Genomic DNA, 14372 nt, shown 5'->3' on the forward strand with positions numbered 1-14372 from the left:
GTCCGGGGGCGTCAGCGGCCCTCGCGCCCTCCCCGCCGACCCGGGGCCCTCGTCCCGAACAGCCGGCACCACCCCTCCTGCGGCGCCGCCGCGGCATCGGCCCCGTACGACCTGAATTCGCCGGGAGCGCCCTCGCGCTCCCGGCGGTACGGGTTAGCCTGCTGATCGGCGAGGCAACCGCCCGCGGTCACGCATGAGGGAGCGTACGTGCCCGAACAGCATCGCGTTCCCGTCAACCGACCGACCCTGGAGGTCGTGGCCGCGCGAGCGGGGGTGTCCAGAGCCACCGCGTCACGCGTCGTCAACGGCGGGGACGGCGTCCGCTCACACCTGGTGGACCGGGTCCGCAAGGCCGTCCTGGAACTGGGCTACGTCCCCAACCCGGCGGCGCGCACCCTGGTCACCCGCCGGACCGGCGCGGTGGCCGTGATCATCGCCGAACCCGAGGTCCGGATCTTCTCCGACCCCTTCTTCTCCCGCCAGGTGCGCGGGATCAGCAAGGAACTCACCGAGCGGGACCAGCAGTTGGTCCTGCTCCTGGTCGAGGACCGCGGGGACTACGACCGGATCGAGCGGTACCTGGCCGGCGGGCACGTCGACGGCGCCCTGGCCTTCTCGCTGCACACCGACGACCCGCTTCCCGAGATCACCCGACGCATCGGCATGCCCACGGTCTACGGTGGTCGGCCGGGTTGGACGGCCGAATCGGGGGATCCCGGCGTGGTGTACGTCGACGCCGACAACCGCGGGGGCGCGCGGGAGGCCGTACGCCACCTGCTCTCCCGGGGCCGGCGTCACATCGCGCACATCGCGGGCCCCCTCGACCAGACCTCGGCGGCCGACCGGCTCGACGGCTACCGGGACGTACTGCGCGACGCCGATCCCGCGCTGACCGCCGAGGGGGACTTCACCTCGGCGGGCGGGGCCCGTGCGATGCGGCAGTTGCTGGACCGCCGTCCGGCGCTCGACGCGGTGTTCGCGGCGAACGACCTGATGGCCACGGGGGCGCTCGCCGTGCTGCGCGAGCACGGCCGGTCGGTGCCCGGGGACGTGGCACTCGTGGGCTTCGACGACACCGAGTTGGTGGCGGAGGCGGCCGATCCGCCCCTCACCACGGTGCGCCAGGACGTGGAGGGAATGGGCCGGCTGATGGCCCGTCTGCTGCTGGACACCCTGCACAGGGCCGAGACGGCTCCCGAACCCCCGCGCCCGGTGATCACCCCGACGGTGCTGGTGCGCCGCGCCTCGGCCTGATCCGCCGGAAAGCCGACAACCGAGCACCGCTGAGGCGCACTTGGTCACCGGGCCGGAGTCGAGGCGTGCTCCGGTGTCGAAGGCGCCGAGGGGTTGGCGTACCCGGCCTGGGCCCGGCCCGACGCGGCCGACAGCGTCAGGGTGCCGGGGGCGGCCGGATCGTGCAGGGACCCGTCCACTTCGCAGCGGCCCGCACCCGCCTCGCAGTCGACCCGGAAGCGGGTGGCGGTCGGGAAGGCGAGGTCCAGCCGGCCGGAGCCGGCGCGGGCGGTCACCTGCTCCGGCGGGGTCAGGAAGGCGGCCTCGGCGCGGCCGGAGCCCACCCGGAGCTCGGCCTGGGGGGAGGTGAGGGCGGTGGCGTCCAGCCGCCCGGATCCGACGCGGGCGCGCACCGGGCCGCGCAGCCCCGTGAGGTGGAGGGTGCCGGAGTCGACGTCCGCGTCGACGGCGCCGCCCAGGCCGCCGATGTCCACCCGGCCGGAGCCCGCGGTCACCTTGATCGGGATGTCGGCGGGCACGGTCACGAACAGACGCACGGAGCAGCGCAGGCCGGGAAGGCCCGAGTCGCCGGCGCCGCCGGGACAGTGCGGGGTGAGCCGCAGGGTGTCGCCGAGTCGGCTCTCCTCGATGGTGGGCCGTCGGAACGACCAGCCGAGGTCCGCCCGGTAGGAGACCTGCCGGTCCGCGCGCGGGGTGACGGTGACGTCGGAACCGCCCGCCACGATCTCCAGCGCGGTCACCGGCCGACCCGTGCCGACCCCGGTCACGCTGCCCTGCCGCATGTTGCCGTACACCCACGCCTGCCAAGCGGCCGGGATCACCACGAGCACGGCCCCGAGCCACGCGGCGGCGAGCCATGCCGTGCGGTGGCGTGCTCGCGGCGGGGCCGTCCCGGGCGCGGCGGCGCCGGTCACGTCGTGCCGTCCAGGAAGCGCAGGACGGCGAGGACCCGGCGGTGGGCGCCGTCGGCCGGCGGCAGGTCGAGCTTGGCGAAGATGTTGTTGATGTGTTTGGCCACCGCGCTCTCGCTCACCACGAGTTCGGCGGCGATCCCCGCGTTGGACTTCCCCTCCGCCATCAGGGCCAGGACCTCCCGTTCGCGGGGGGTGAGTCGCTCCAGCGGGTCCTTGCCGCCGCCGCGGCGGAGCAGGAGTTGGGCGACGACCTGAGGGTCGAGTGCCGTGCCGCCCGCCGCGACCCGGCGCAGTGCGGCGACGAACTCCTCCACGTCGGCGACGCGTTGCTTGAGGAGGTAGCCGAGGCCCGCGCCACCCTGGGTGGTCAGCAGTTCGGCCGCGTAGCGTTCCTCGACGTACTGGGAGAGGAGCAGCACGGCCGTGTCGGGGTATCGGCGGCGGATCACGAGGGCGGCCCGGACGCCTTCGTCGGTGAAGTCGGGCGGCATCCGCACGTCGACCAGGGCGAGGGCCGGCTCGTGTTCCTCGACGGCCGCGAGCAGGGCCTCGCCGTCGTCGACCTCGGCCACGACCTCGAATCCGGCCATGTCGAGGATCTTGACGAGACCTATGCGAAGGAGGACGGAGTCCTCCGCGATCACAGCACGCACGGCAGCTCCACGGTGACGACGGTCGGGCCCCCGGGAGGGCTTTCGATCATGATGGTTCCCTCGACGGACCCTATGCGCTTGCGCAGTCCGGTCAGGCCCGTCCCGCCCGCCGGGTCGGCGCCGCCCACCCCGTCGTCGGTGACGACGACGCGCAGCAGGTCTCCCCGCCGCCCCGGGATCCGCAGGATCCGCACGGAACAGTGGGTGGCGCGGGCGTGCTTGGCGACATTGGCGAGCGCCTCCGACACCACGAAGTAGGCGACGGCCTCGATGGTCGAGCCGGGGCGCACGGCGATGTCCACGGACAGTTCGACGGGGAGCGGGGCACGGGCCGCGATCCCGGAGAGCGCGGCGTCGAGCCCGCGGTCCTCCAGTACGGCCGGATGCAGGCCCCGTACCAGGTTGTTGAGTTCCTCGATGGCTTCCTTCGCCTCGCGGTGGGCCTCGTCGATGACGGCCTTGACCTCGGGCGGCAGGTCGGTCAGGGTGGCGCGGGCGATGCCGAGGTTCATGGCGAGGGACACCAGGCGCTGTTGGGCTCCGTCGTGCAAGTCCCTTTCGATGCGTCGACGTTCGAGGTCGGCGGCGTCCAGGACACCCGCCCGGCTCTCGGCCAGGTCCTCGACCCTGCGCAGCAACTCCCCCGCGCGGCTGGGCCCGAGCAGGGCGGCGCCCGCGAGCGTGTCCAGTCGGGTGAGGAGCGCCGCCCACCACGGGGCGGCGAGCAGCATCAGGGCGCCCGCGACCGTGAGGGCGTCGTACGAACTCGTCACGCCCTGACCGAACTCCGGGTCGTCGGTGGGCAGCATCCAGGACCAGGCGTACACGGAGGCGCAGGCGAAGCCGCCGATCCAGAGGAGGACCAGCACGGCTCCCCCGAGGGCCACGGCCGGGCTCACCAACAGGTGGTAGCCGTACTGGCGCCAGGTCGACTCGGAGGTCAGCCGTTCGGCGAGGCCGCGCGCGGTGTGCCAGGGGTGTGCGCGGGCCACCTCCGGCACGTCCTGGTCCGCCAACGTCCGGAAGCGGCCGCGTTGGAGCCGGGTGAGGAGGGGAGCGCAGGCGAGGACGAGAAGGAGCGGGACGATGCTGCGTGGCCACGCCCACAGGAAGACCGCGCCGAGCAGGACGGGCAGGGCGGCTGGGATCGCCGCGGCGCAGAAGGCGGTGTTGCCGCGGGCCCACGCCGACCACGGTGCGTGCGCGACGATCCAGGTGTACGTACGCCTCAACGCGCCGCGAAATGCCATGCGTCGTACGTTAATCGCATGTCAGGGGGTGTTCGACCACCCTGATACCCGCCCCGGGGTGTACCTGGCACCACCCCCGGTTCGGACGGTGGAGCTACTGATCTTCCGCGCTCCGGGCACGAGAGTCGTGGAGTGCCCGGCGGACGGACCGTCGGGTCGGAAGGAGTTCCGTATCCATGGCTCTCGTCTCCCCGCAGCGCGTCGCGCACCGTCCCCCGACCCGACGGGCGGCGGCCGGTCGGCTCGGCCGGGTCGACGTCCGCGTCCCGCGCCTTTCGACGGTGCTCTCGGGCGCCGGGCTGGCGCTGGTCCCGTGGATGGTGGTGTTGGCGAAGTCGGTGCCGCACACGACCGAGGTGTCGTACTGGTCCACCGCGTGGATAGGACTGGACGCGATGCTGGTGGCCGGCCTGGCCGGTACGGGTGCACTGCTGCGCAGGGGCGACCCCCGGGTGTCGGCGGTGGCGGGGGCGACGGCCGCCCTGCTGGTGATGGACGCGTGGTTCGACGTCACGACCTCGGCCGGCACGAGCGGCCAGGGAATGGCGCTGGCCCTCGCCGCGGTGGCGGAACTTCCACTGGCCGCGGTCTGTGCGGTCGTGGCGATGCGGCGGCCGGCGTGAGTGGGGCGTGTGCGGGGGTGTGGGCGTGGGTGTCGTGAGTGGGGCGTGTGCTGGGGCGCGCGCGCGTGGGTGTCGTGAGTGGGGGCGTGGGCGCATACGCCTGCGGCGCCCCTGGGGAAGGGCGCCGCAAACGGTCGGGCGGCACGTGTGGCGCCGCCGGTCCGACTACTCGACGACGAGCTCGACGGGGATGTTGCCGCGGGTGGCCTTGGAGTAGGGGCAGACCTGGTGGGCCTGCTCGACCAGCGCGGCGCCGGTCGCGCCGGCGAGGGCCTCGGGGAGTTCGACGCGCAGGGTGACGGAAAGCCCGAAACCGCCGTCGGTGTCCTTGCCGATGGAGGTCTCCGCGGTCACGGACACCTCGCTGGTGTCGACCTTGGCCTGGCGGCCGACGAGACCGAGCGCGCTGGCGAAGCAGGCGGCGTAGCCGGCGGCGAAGAGCTGCTCGGGGTTGGTGCCCTGGCCGTTGCCACCGAGCGCCGGGGGCATGGCCAGCGCGAGGTCGATCTGGCCGTCGGAGCTGACGGCGCGGCCCTCGCGGCCGTTGGCGGTGGCGACAGCGGTGTACAGCGCGTCCATCGGGGGGTCCTCTCGGAGGGGTGGATCGGTGCGGCCGTCGTCCGACCGCTCCATCAATAAAGCACACACTTGAGTTGCGCGCAACTTGGTTGTGCACAACTGAATCGCTGGCAAGGGTTCCCGGGTACACTGGCCGACATGACCGAGCAGCAGCCAGAGACCCTCACCGAGCCGGACTTCCTCCGCCTGGACGGGCAGATCTGCTTCGCGCTCAACGCCGCGAGTCGCGCGTTCGGCGGCCTGTACCGGGTGGTCCTGAAGGACCTGGGCCTGACCTACCCGCAGTACCTCGTGATGCTCGTCCTCTGGGAACACGGCACGACGCCCGTCAAGCAGCTCGGGGAACGCCTGCGGCTCGACTCCGGCACCCTGTCGCCGCTGCTCAAGCGGCTGGAGGCGGCCGGCCTGATCCGACGCGAGCGCAGCACCGAGGACGAGCGCTCCGTGCACGCGGTGCTCACCGACGAGGGCGCCGCACTGCGCGCCCGGGCGGTGGCGGTGCCCCGCCGGATCGCCGCCGCCACCGGGTTCGAGCTCGGCGAGATCCGTGACCTCCAGGCGCGGCTGAGCCGACTGACCGAGGCCCTCGACACGGCGGCCGCGAGCGACACGATCGTCGACGGGGCGACGGACGCCGGGCACGGCGCGGACACCGCGAACGCCGGAACCACCGGGACCACCGGCAACACCGGCAACACCGGAAACACGGACGCCCCGGGCGCGTGAGCACTCGGGGCGTCGGCTCGGGCCCGGCCGTCAGGTCGGACCCGTTCGATCAGGCGTCCTTCTCCAGCGTGGGACGCAGGCGCTCCAGCAGGGCGTAGAGCGTCGCGCTCTCCGCCTGGTCCAGCGTGTCCAACGCGCCGTGCGTGGCCTGCATCTCCTCGCGCACGCGGCGGATGGTCTCGCGACCCAGGTCGGTCGCCACCACGTTCTTCACCCGGCGGTCCGCCGGGGACGGCTCGCGCCGCACCAGCTCCCGAGCCTCCAGCCGATCCACGATGCCCGTGACATTGGACGCGTCGCAGGTCAGCAGGGTGGCAAGCCCGCGCATCGGCACCGGCCCCTCCAGTTGGGCCAGGACCTTGGCCTGCGTGGACGTGAGCCCGTGACGGGCGGCGGCGGTGGCGAAGTCGCGCCATTGGGCGGTGCCGATGGCAGCCAGCAGTTCCAGCAGTTGCAGTTTGGTGGGGCCCTGCGAGGTGGCCGCGACGGTGGCGCTCATGGCGCGAGCGTACGCCCAGAAGCTTCATATTATCAACCTTTTACTTGACCACCTTAACTATTGCCGTCTACCTTCATCCAAGTACTTGAGGACATCAAACATCTGTGATCTGAAGCATTGAGAAGGTCCCGCCAACCATGAGCACCGCCGCATCCGCCCCCGCCGCCGCCAGGCCCAGGAACGAGACGGTCATCGTCTTCGCCCTCAGCCTCGCCGCCATGGTCGTGTCGATGATGCAGACCCTGCCCGTTCCGATCCTGGGTCTGATCCGCACCGACCTCGGCACCTCGACCGCCAACGTCAGCTGGGTCACCACCGCGACCCTGCTGTCCGCCGCCGTCTTCACCCCGCTGCTCGGCCGCTTCGGCGACCAGCACGGCAAGAAGCCCACGCTGGTGGCCGTCCTCGGCGTCATGGTCGCGGGATCCGTCATCGCCGCGCTCGCGACCTCGCTTCCCCTGCTGATCCTCGGCCGGGTCCTCCAGGGCGCGGCCACCGCGATCTTCCCGCTGGCCCTGTCCGTCCTGCGCGAAGAGGTCCGACCCCAGAAGCTGCCGGGCGCCATGGCGCTGGTCAGCGGGACGCTCGCGTTCGGCAGCGGTCTCGCGCTCGTCGCCACCGGCCTGCTGACCTCCGGCTCCGACGCCGACTACCGCAACGCCTTCTGGATGGCGACCGGCTTCGCGACCCTGGCCCTGCTGGCCGTCGTCTTCCTGGTGCCGGCCACCCGCCACAAGACCGGCGGCCGGACCGACTTCCTCGGCGCGCTGACCCTGGGCATCGCCCTCCTGCTGCTCCTGCTGCCCATCTCGCAGGGACACGAGTGGGGTTGGGCCTCCGCTCGGACACTGGGCAGCTTCGCCGGCGCCGCCGTCATGACGGCCGTGTGGGTCCTGGTGGAGCGCAAGGTGCGCGAACCCCTGGTGGACATGAGGATGTTCGTCCACCGCCCCGTCCTGATGGCCAACCTGGCGGGCATCCTGGTGGGCTTCGGCATGTTCGCGAACTTCCTGGGCGTCTCCTACCTGGTCCAGATGCCGAAGGCCCTCACCGGGTACGGCTTCGACGCGTCCATCCTGCGGGCCTCCGTCCAGTTCCTGCTCCCCGGCGCGATCGTCTCGCTGCTGGCCTCCCCCGTCGGCGGACAGTTGGTGCGCCACCGCGGGCCCCGCGTCGCACTGGGCCTGGCCGCCGTGCTCGGCGCCGTCGGCTTCGGCTGGCTGGCACTGGACCACGCGCACACCTTCTCGGTGATCGGCGCCGGTCTGGTCGTCGGCGCGGCGGTCAGCTTCGGGTACGCGGCCATGCCGGCCGTGATCATGTCCAGCGTCCCGCACCACCAGAGCGGCATCGCCAACGGCATCAACTCGATCTCCCGCTCCACCGGGAGTGCGATCGGCAGCGCCATCGTCACCACCATCCTCGCCTCGAAGACCATCGAGCACCTCCCGGCCGGCGTTCCCGCGCTGCCCGCCGAGTCCGGATTCACCCTCACCTTCGGGATCGGGGCCGTCGCCTTCGCCCTGGTCGCGCTGATCAGTTGGCTCGGCCTGCGCTCGGGCCACGGCCCCCGGGTGGAGGAGCCCGTCGCGTCGAGCGAGGCGCCCCTGCTGAAGGCGGTGGAGACGGCCGACGCCGTCTGACCCCTCGCCCGCCCCACCCCCACCGCCTCCGGTCCTTCGCGACCGGGGGCGGTTCTTCGTGCGCCCGGGGACACGGCCGTCCTCCCGGACCGGCATCCGGCTCGCCACAACATCGAATTCAGGCCAACTGTCTCGAATATCCGGGAGGGCCCGCTCACCCACCAGTCCTGACCGCCGCGTTGTCAGTGGGCCTCGCTAGTCTCCCGACATACCGCAGCTCACAGGGCGTTGGCGCCTTCCTTCGGGCTGCGCGGAATCTGACGGGTACGGCAGAGGGGCAGGCACGGCTGATGGCTTGGCTGGCGGCGGGTGAGGGCTACGAGATCGCCCTCGTGGAGGGGCGGGTCGTGGCCCGGGGATCGACGAAACGGCAGTTGAAGACACTGCCCAAGGCACTGCGCGACCACCCCGAGGTGGACCGGCTGCGCCGGCTCTCGGAATGGCTCGATCGACACGTGGCCGCGTGTGTCGCCCAGGTGGACGCCTGGATGGTGTCCTCGCTGCCGGTGCCGACCACGCTGCTGGCCCGGGTCTGGCCCGACGAGGCCTGGCAGGGCGCCCTGCGCGACCTGGCGATCGTCGCCGACGACGACCCCGACGAGGTGGGCTTCCTGCGCGACGCCACCGAGACGGGCGAGTTGAAGGTGGTCAACCTCGACGGCGAGACCATACGCCTCTCCCCGCGCACCGTGACCCTGCCGCACCCGGTGCTGCTGCCCGACCTGGACGACGTACGGGACTTCGCCGCCGAACTCGGCATCACCCAGCAGGTCGAGCAGATCCACCGCGCGACCTGGCAGAAGCCGGCCGGGCTCGCCGCCAACGCGACCGAGGTCCGGGACTACGCGGGTGGGGTGTTCCCCTCCCGGTTCAGCCTCGCGGCACGGGCCACGGGCCTCGGCTACCGGGTCTCCGGCGGCTACGCCACCTGCAAGGTGCGCGACGCCGGCGGCGCCGTGGAGGCGGCCGTGTGGATCGGCGAGCCGTACTGGGAGGACGAGTCGAGCACCGGCGGGCTGAACTGGCACGACGCGGAGGGCCGGGCCGTGCGGCTCGACGAGGTCGGACCGGTGGCCTGGTCCGAGGGGATGCGGATGGCCGCGGCGCTGTACGCCGGGCGCAAGATCGAGGAGGGCGGGAACGCGTGAACACCGAGACCACCGACACCGGCGGGGCCCGGGCGCTGCTCGACGCGGGCGCCGTGCTGCCCGCCGACACCACCGGGGCGGGCGACGAAGCCGTCGAACTGACCGCGCGGGCCTACCGGCACCCGGCCCTCGGGGACGACCGGGTCGTGATCCGCCTCGCCGCCGCCGAACTGGGCGCCGCGGAGGACCTCGCCGCCGGGTTCCTGGGACTCGAACCCGACGGCGAACCGGCCGTGGTGGGTCTCGGCCGGCGACAGGCCCTCGGGTTCCCCGAGTGGGTCCTGGTGCACCACCCCGAGGACGGGCACCACGCGCTGGCCGTCGTACCGGAGTTGGACCGGGCCGCCCGTCAGGCGAAGACCAAGCCGAAGGCCGCCCTCGACGCCTGTATGGAACTGGCCGGCCGGCTCGCCGTGTCCGTCCCGCACTTCCTGCCGGTCTTCCACGAGCAGGCCGCACGGCTCTTCCTCGCCGTCGAGAACACCACGTACGCCGCGCAGTTGTTCGGCAAGGCCCGCGCGAGCGAGGCCGAGTTCGGCCTGCCCGTGGACGAGGACCGGCTGGACGCCGTCTTCCTCGAATTCGCCCTGGCCGGCGCCCTGCCGGTGAAGGTGCTGACCGGGTACGGCAAGGCGCTGGCGCTGCGGGTCTCCCCCGCCGAGGCCTTCGACCGGTTCCGCCGGCTGTGTGTGCGCCGCACCGCGGGCGGCCTGCCGCCGTCCGCGCAGGTCGCCGTCGAACTGCGCCGACTGGCCCGCGCCGCCGGTCTCAACGGCACCGAACCCGAGCAGGACTATCTCGCCGAGCTGTTGCCGCTGCCCGCCACCCTGCGGGCCGCCGCCGGCTGGTGGAAGGCCCACCGCCCGGCGTTGCTCGCGCTCGCCCGGCGCGTGCCCTCCGTACGGGGCGCCCTGCTCGGACTGACCCCGCCCAGCGGCGGCGACGCGGGCGCCATGGCCTCGATGTGGCTGGAGCTGCTGGTCGACTCGGGCGCCACCGTCGGGCTGTCCGCCACCGACGCGCCGGCCGAGGAGCGCTGCTCCGACGGCGCGTCCGGCTGGCTGGAGCGCTTCCAGACCGCCCGGTACAGCGGTTGGGGCACTCCCCCCGCGCTGCCGAACCTGCTCGAACTCGTCGAGCGGTCCGCGGACCAACTGCGCGCGGAGCTCGCCGCGCCGGAGCGCGAGACGGGGCTGCGCCTCGGCTTCGAGGACGTCGACCTCCTCGATCTGGCACTGTCCCTGGACCTGCCGCTCACCGACCCGGACCCCAAGGACAACCGGACCCTGGGACTCCAGGCCTGGGGCGACCACACCGCCCGGCGGGAACTGCGCGCGCTGTGCGCCGACGAACGTTTCCGCCCGGTGATGTTCCGTTCCCTGAACGAGCTGGGGAGCCGGGCGACCGGACGCGGAGCCGTCCGCGCACTCGCCCTGTCCCCCGGGAGCAGCGCGCTGCTCGCCGACTGGGTCCGTGAGGTGGCCGCCTCCTCCACCGCGGCAGCGCTGCCGGCGCTGCCCGCGGCGATCCGCTGGCTGACCTGGCTGCCGGCCGAGGCGTTGGCCCTGGCCCCCGAGGACGTCGCGAAGGCGGCGGCGCTCGACGTGGGCGGGATCCTCGCGCGGACGCTGCGCGGCGGACTGTTCGAGGAACTGACCTGGCCGGCCTGGGAGACGGCGGTGGCCGAACTGCGCCCGCACACCAAGGGGCGCGGGGGCCGGCGCGACCGCGGGCTCGTCGTCATGGACGCCTGGCCCCACCTGATCGTGGCCAACTCCACGCAGGTCCGCGTCGTCGACGCCGACTCGACGGTGCTCACGCACGACCTGCGGGTCCCGCGCGGCGACCACTACCGCCTCGGCTTCCACCACGTGGACGGCGACCTGCTGGTGTTCTGGGTCTCGTACGGCGGCGCCGTGGAGGGCTACTGGCTGAGCGCCCCGAACGACGTCCTCACCCTCGACCACCCGGGGTCCTACTGGTCGATCCGCAACGAGCAGGTCACCCTGCCGCTGCCCGGCGGCGGTCGGTTCACCGGCCACGGCGTCCTGCACGCGGGCGACACGGAACTCCCCACCGAACGCCCGGTCCTGTGCGACGGGACCTCGTACTGGGTGTGGGAATCGGGGAGCGAGCCCGACGCGGCGGGATGGCACGAGTACGACCCCGCGAGCGGCGCCCTGGGACGGCGTTCGCAGCCCGCCTTCCTCGCCGACGCCCTGCGCGGGCACCCGGACGGCAGCACCCTGCCGCAGCACGCGGGCGCCAACTGGCTCCGACCGACGCCCACCGTGGAGGGCTCGGTGTTCGGCGCGCCCGTGGACGGCCTGCTCGGCTGGCGCGTCGTGCACGTCCCCGATCGGGGCTGGCACGGCTCGGACACCGGCGGTCGCTCGGTGACCGCGGCCGACGGCCGCATGCCCCAGGGGGCGCTGAGCCTGCCCGGTGACGACCGGCCGCGCGTGCTGTCCAGCGACTGGCGCACCCTGACGCTCAGCGACCACGACGGGGTCGTCACCTGCCAGGTCAGCTCCGACCACGACAACCCGGCCTACTCCACGGCCGCCGTGGACCTTCCGCCGCTCCCCTACTGGTACTGCCTGCGGGCCAGGGACACCGAGGGCTCGGCCGCGTTGCGGACCGCCGACGCGGAGACCTGCGGTGCGCTGATGAAGGCGGCCGGCGCGGTCGCCGACCGGGACGAGCTGCCCGCGCTGGTGAGCGCGGCCCTGCCCCGGATCACCTCGCCCGAGCTGATCGGGGGCGTGGTCGACAAGCTGCGGGACGCCCTGCGGCAGCGGGCGGCGCTCGACAAGGTGGCCGCCGCCCTGAACCCGACCCCGGAACGCGAGCCCGCGCCGCAGGTCGTGCGCGGACCGTCCGACAAGTTGATCGCCGAGGCGCTGGAGGGGCTCGTGGCCGGCGGGCACGCCCGCTACGGCGGGGACTCCGACGCCGCGTTCCGGCTCCTGCGGGAACTGGCCTGCGCCACCGCCGACACCGATGCGCGGGAGGTGCCCGGACGGCTGCACTTCGACGTGCCGGGGCTGACGCGGACGACGCTGCCCTGGACGGAACTGTTCCTCGACGGGGCCGCCGCCGTCGCCTACCGCGCGGTGGTCACCGGTGCCACGGACGCACAGCGCGCCGGGCTGTGCACGATGCTCGAACAGGTGGTGGCGCTGGGCCTGGACTCGACCGAGGCGTCCGCCGGCCGGTGGCTGCGCGTCGTGGTCCACCTCGGCCGCACCCACACGACGCAGCCGGACGGCCGCGATCGCGGGAAGTGGCATGCGACCGTGTTGCCGTACGGTGGCGGCGCCCTGCTCGCGATCACCGGCGAGCACGGTGACTCCACCGACGAGGGCCGCGAGTTCACGGCCCTGCTGCACGACCCCAGCGGTCGTCTCGCGGTGCCGGAGCCGTACACGGCGCGCGGGAAAGCCCCGCTCGGGGACCGGGGGCGCGGGGCCGGTTGGCTCGCCGCGTTCCTCGGCGCGGCGGCCGAGCACGGCGCGGCGCCGTGGTTCACGGAGGCCGCCGAGGAGTTCGCCCGCCTGACCGGGGTCTCCGGGCCCGCGGCCCGGCTGGTGCTCGCCGGCCTCCCGGACATCGACACCTGGGACCGCAACTTCCTGCCGGCCGAACTCCGTGCGGCCATCGGGGTCAAGGCCACGGACTCGGCGTACGCCCGCGACGACCTGCGCGGCCTCGACATCGAGGTCCGACGGGAACTCGTGGCGGCGCTGCTGCCCGCCGAGCCGGCGCGCCTGTGGAGCGAGGGCCCGGACGTGACGGCCGCCGCCGAGGTGTGGAACCGGCGCGTGGGTCGACGCACGCCTGTACCGGACTGGCTGCTCGTGGAGGCGACCCGCGCCGTCGGCGCCGGGACGAGCCACGGCAACCGGTGGTCGGTGCACAGGGCGCTGCCCGCGCTCCTCGACCCGACGGTGGCGCCGGAACTGAACACCGATGTGGCGTGGGAGGTGCGGGAGAACCAGATCGTGCCCCGCGAGCCCGCGGCGGCCCCGTTCACCTCCGCGGTGCTGACCCGGGCGGTCGCCCTCACGGGGTGGCTGGCGCACCGGCTGCCGGCGGGCGACCCCGTCCGGGCCGTGCTGCCTCCCGTGCTCACGGCGTTGCGCCACCGACTGTCCGCGCCCGAGTTGCTGCTCGGCATCGACGTCTACCACAACCCCGCCGAGTTCCGTAAGGCGGCGGGAACGCCGACCGAGACGGGCGAGGGCTACGAGCGCTACGGCGCGGTGGTGCTGCCCGGCACGGCCGCGCACTGGTCGTATCCGGCGCTGCGGCCCGCGCTGCTGGACTCCACCGGTTCCGACCCGTACCTGCCGGCGCTGCGCGGCCCCGAGCAGCAGCCGTTCGCCGTGGAGACGGCGCTGCGGCTCGCGCGGGACCCGGGCTTCGCGCGGCTCCTCGCCGATCCGGGGGCGCCGGCCGCGGGATCGGTGGACAAGGACGGGACCTGGTGGCCGCAGGACGCGGGCCGTTCGGTGCCGGACCTGGTCGCGGAGGTGAGCGACACGTACGGCCTGGGTGCGGACGCCGCCGTCCTCTACCTCGCGCTGCTCGCCATGCCGGACCCCACCGACCGCAACACGGCGCGCTGGACGGGCTGGAAGCCGGCCCGGTTGACGGCGGCCCGCGCGGAGCTGGGCGCCACCGACCTGGTGGTGACGGCGAGCCGCAGCCGCGCCGGACGCTCCCTGTTCCTGCCGGGCGGGTGGGCGGACGTCTCCTCCCCGACGCTGCCGGTGGAGCTGTGGAAGCTGCCCATGTACGGAACGGCCGCGGGACGCAACCCGGTCCTGGGCGTGCTCGTGCCCACCGAACCGGTCGCGGATCTGTACCGGCGCGCGTGGGAACGGGTCCGCGAGGGCGACACGCCGCGCTTCGAGGAACTGAAGGTGAAGCGCACGACGCGACGCCGGAGGTGACGCCCTCCTGAACGGTCCGGGCCGGGGCCCTTCGCCCCGGCCCGGACCGGCCCGCCGCCGGCCGCTTGCCGGCGGAACCGCCCACCCGGCCCCGCCCCGACCCGTGCGGGGGTGTCGTGAGGCAC

At 73.7% G+C, this 14372-nt stretch carries 11 protein-coding genes; 6 read left to right on the top strand and 5 right to left on the bottom strand.

Annotation, left to right across the window (positions count from 1 at the left end; genetic code table 11):
- Positions 1 to 207 precede the first annotated feature (207 nt).
- A complete protein-coding gene (locus tag ACFYW3_RS13590) occupies positions 208 to 1254 on the top strand; it encodes a LacI family DNA-binding transcriptional regulator (RefSeq protein ID WP_351751137.1) in 1047 nt (348 codons plus the stop codon).
- A gap of 44 nt (positions 1255 to 1298) precedes the next feature.
- Here ACFYW3_RS13590 and ACFYW3_RS13595 read toward each other — a convergent pair whose 3' ends face one another.
- Genes ACFYW3_RS13595 through ACFYW3_RS13605 form a run of 3 tightly spaced genes read right to left on the bottom strand, consistent with a single transcriptional unit; the run spans position 1299 to position 4071 of the window.
- Complete coding sequence (locus ACFYW3_RS13595) at positions 1299 to 2168, bottom strand: hypothetical protein (protein ID WP_389386323.1); 870 nt, start codon at positions 2166 to 2168, stop codon at positions 1299 to 1301.
- Positions 2165 to 2821, bottom strand: coding sequence for a response regulator transcription factor (locus ACFYW3_RS13600; protein ID WP_351751141.1), 657 nt, complete (start codon positions 2819 to 2821; stop codon positions 2165 to 2167). Before ACFYW3_RS13600 ends, ACFYW3_RS13595 begins: the two co-directional genes overlap by 4 nt.
- Positions 2809 to 4071 carry a sensor histidine kinase gene (locus ACFYW3_RS13605; protein WP_389386324.1) on the bottom strand — a complete coding sequence of 421 codons (1263 nt, stop codon included), beginning with the start codon at positions 4069 to 4071 and terminating at the stop codon, positions 2809 to 2811. The genes ACFYW3_RS13600 and ACFYW3_RS13605 overlap by 13 nt, the downstream gene beginning before the upstream one ends.
- Before the next feature lie 176 nt (positions 4072 to 4247).
- On the opposite strand from ACFYW3_RS13605, the gene ACFYW3_RS13610 reads away from it, so the two are divergent.
- Positions 4248 to 4694, top strand: coding sequence for a hypothetical protein (locus ACFYW3_RS13610; protein ID WP_351751144.1), 447 nt, complete (start codon positions 4248 to 4250; stop codon positions 4692 to 4694).
- Between the two features lie 165 nt (positions 4695 to 4859).
- On the opposite strand, the gene ACFYW3_RS13615 is transcribed toward ACFYW3_RS13610, so the two are convergent.
- Positions 4860 to 5273 carry an organic hydroperoxide resistance protein gene (locus ACFYW3_RS13615; protein WP_351751146.1) on the bottom strand — a complete coding sequence of 138 codons (414 nt, stop codon included), beginning with the start codon at positions 5271 to 5273 and terminating at the stop codon, positions 4860 to 4862.
- 138 nt (positions 5274 to 5411) lie between these two features.
- Here ACFYW3_RS13615 and ACFYW3_RS13620 point away from each other — a divergent pair, with 138 nt between their 5' ends.
- Complete coding sequence (locus ACFYW3_RS13620) at positions 5412 to 5999, top strand: MarR family winged helix-turn-helix transcriptional regulator (protein ID WP_389386325.1); 588 nt, start codon at positions 5412 to 5414, stop codon at positions 5997 to 5999.
- A 49-nt stretch (positions 6000 to 6048) separates the two neighbouring features.
- Here ACFYW3_RS13620 and ACFYW3_RS13625 read toward each other — a convergent pair whose 3' ends face one another.
- Positions 6049 to 6498, bottom strand: coding sequence for a MarR family winged helix-turn-helix transcriptional regulator (locus ACFYW3_RS13625; protein ID WP_389386326.1), 450 nt, complete (start codon positions 6496 to 6498; stop codon positions 6049 to 6051).
- Between the two features lie 137 nt (positions 6499 to 6635).
- Between ACFYW3_RS13625 and ACFYW3_RS13630 the strand changes: the two genes are divergently transcribed.
- The 3 genes from ACFYW3_RS13630 (at position 6636) to ACFYW3_RS13640 (ending at position 14247) form a co-directional block, all read left to right on the top strand.
- Positions 6636 to 8141: an MFS transporter gene (locus ACFYW3_RS13630; RefSeq protein ID WP_351751151.1), complete on the top strand. Its 1506-nt coding sequence runs from the start codon at positions 6636 to 6638 to the stop codon at positions 8139 to 8141.
- A 290-nt stretch (positions 8142 to 8431) separates the two neighbouring features.
- Complete coding sequence (locus tag ACFYW3_RS13635; RefSeq protein WP_351751153.1) at positions 8432 to 9289, top strand: DUF4132 domain-containing protein; 858 nt, start codon at positions 8432 to 8434, stop codon at positions 9287 to 9289.
- Positions 9286 to 14247, top strand: coding sequence for a DNA-binding protein (locus ACFYW3_RS13640; protein ID WP_389386327.1), 4962 nt, complete (start codon positions 9286 to 9288; stop codon positions 14245 to 14247). The genes ACFYW3_RS13635 and ACFYW3_RS13640 overlap by 4 nt, the downstream gene beginning before the upstream one ends.
- Positions 14248 to 14372 lie beyond the last annotated feature (125 nt).

Source organism: Streptomyces sp. NPDC002602 (assembly GCF_042889445.1).
Classification (GTDB): Bacteria; Actinomycetota; Actinomycetes; order Streptomycetales; family Streptomycetaceae; genus Streptomyces.

Excerpts from the sequence above, each read along its gene's own strand:
- ACFYW3_RS13605 (WP_389386324.1), bottom strand. The coding sequence starts at position 4,071 with ATGGCATTTCGCGGCGCGTTGAGGCGTACGTACACCTGGATCGTCGCG.
- ACFYW3_RS13610 (WP_351751144.1), top strand. The coding sequence starts at position 4,248 with ATGGCTCTCGTCTCCCCGCAGCGCGTCGCGCACCGTCCCCCGACCCGA.
- ACFYW3_RS13615 (WP_351751146.1), bottom strand. The coding sequence starts at position 5,273 with ATGGACGCGCTGTACACCGCTGTCGCCACCGCCAACGGCCGCGAGGGC.
- ACFYW3_RS13620 (WP_389386325.1), top strand. The coding sequence starts at position 5,412 with ATGACCGAGCAGCAGCCAGAGACCCTCACCGAGCCGGACTTCCTCCGC.
- ACFYW3_RS13625 (WP_389386326.1), bottom strand. The coding sequence starts at position 6,498 with ATGAGCGCCACCGTCGCGGCCACCTCGCAGGGCCCCACCAAACTGCAA.
- ACFYW3_RS13630 (WP_351751151.1), top strand. The coding sequence starts at position 6,636 with ATGAGCACCGCCGCATCCGCCCCCGCCGCCGCCAGGCCCAGGAACGAG.
- ACFYW3_RS13635 (WP_351751153.1), top strand. The coding sequence starts at position 8,432 with ATGGCTTGGCTGGCGGCGGGTGAGGGCTACGAGATCGCCCTCGTGGAG.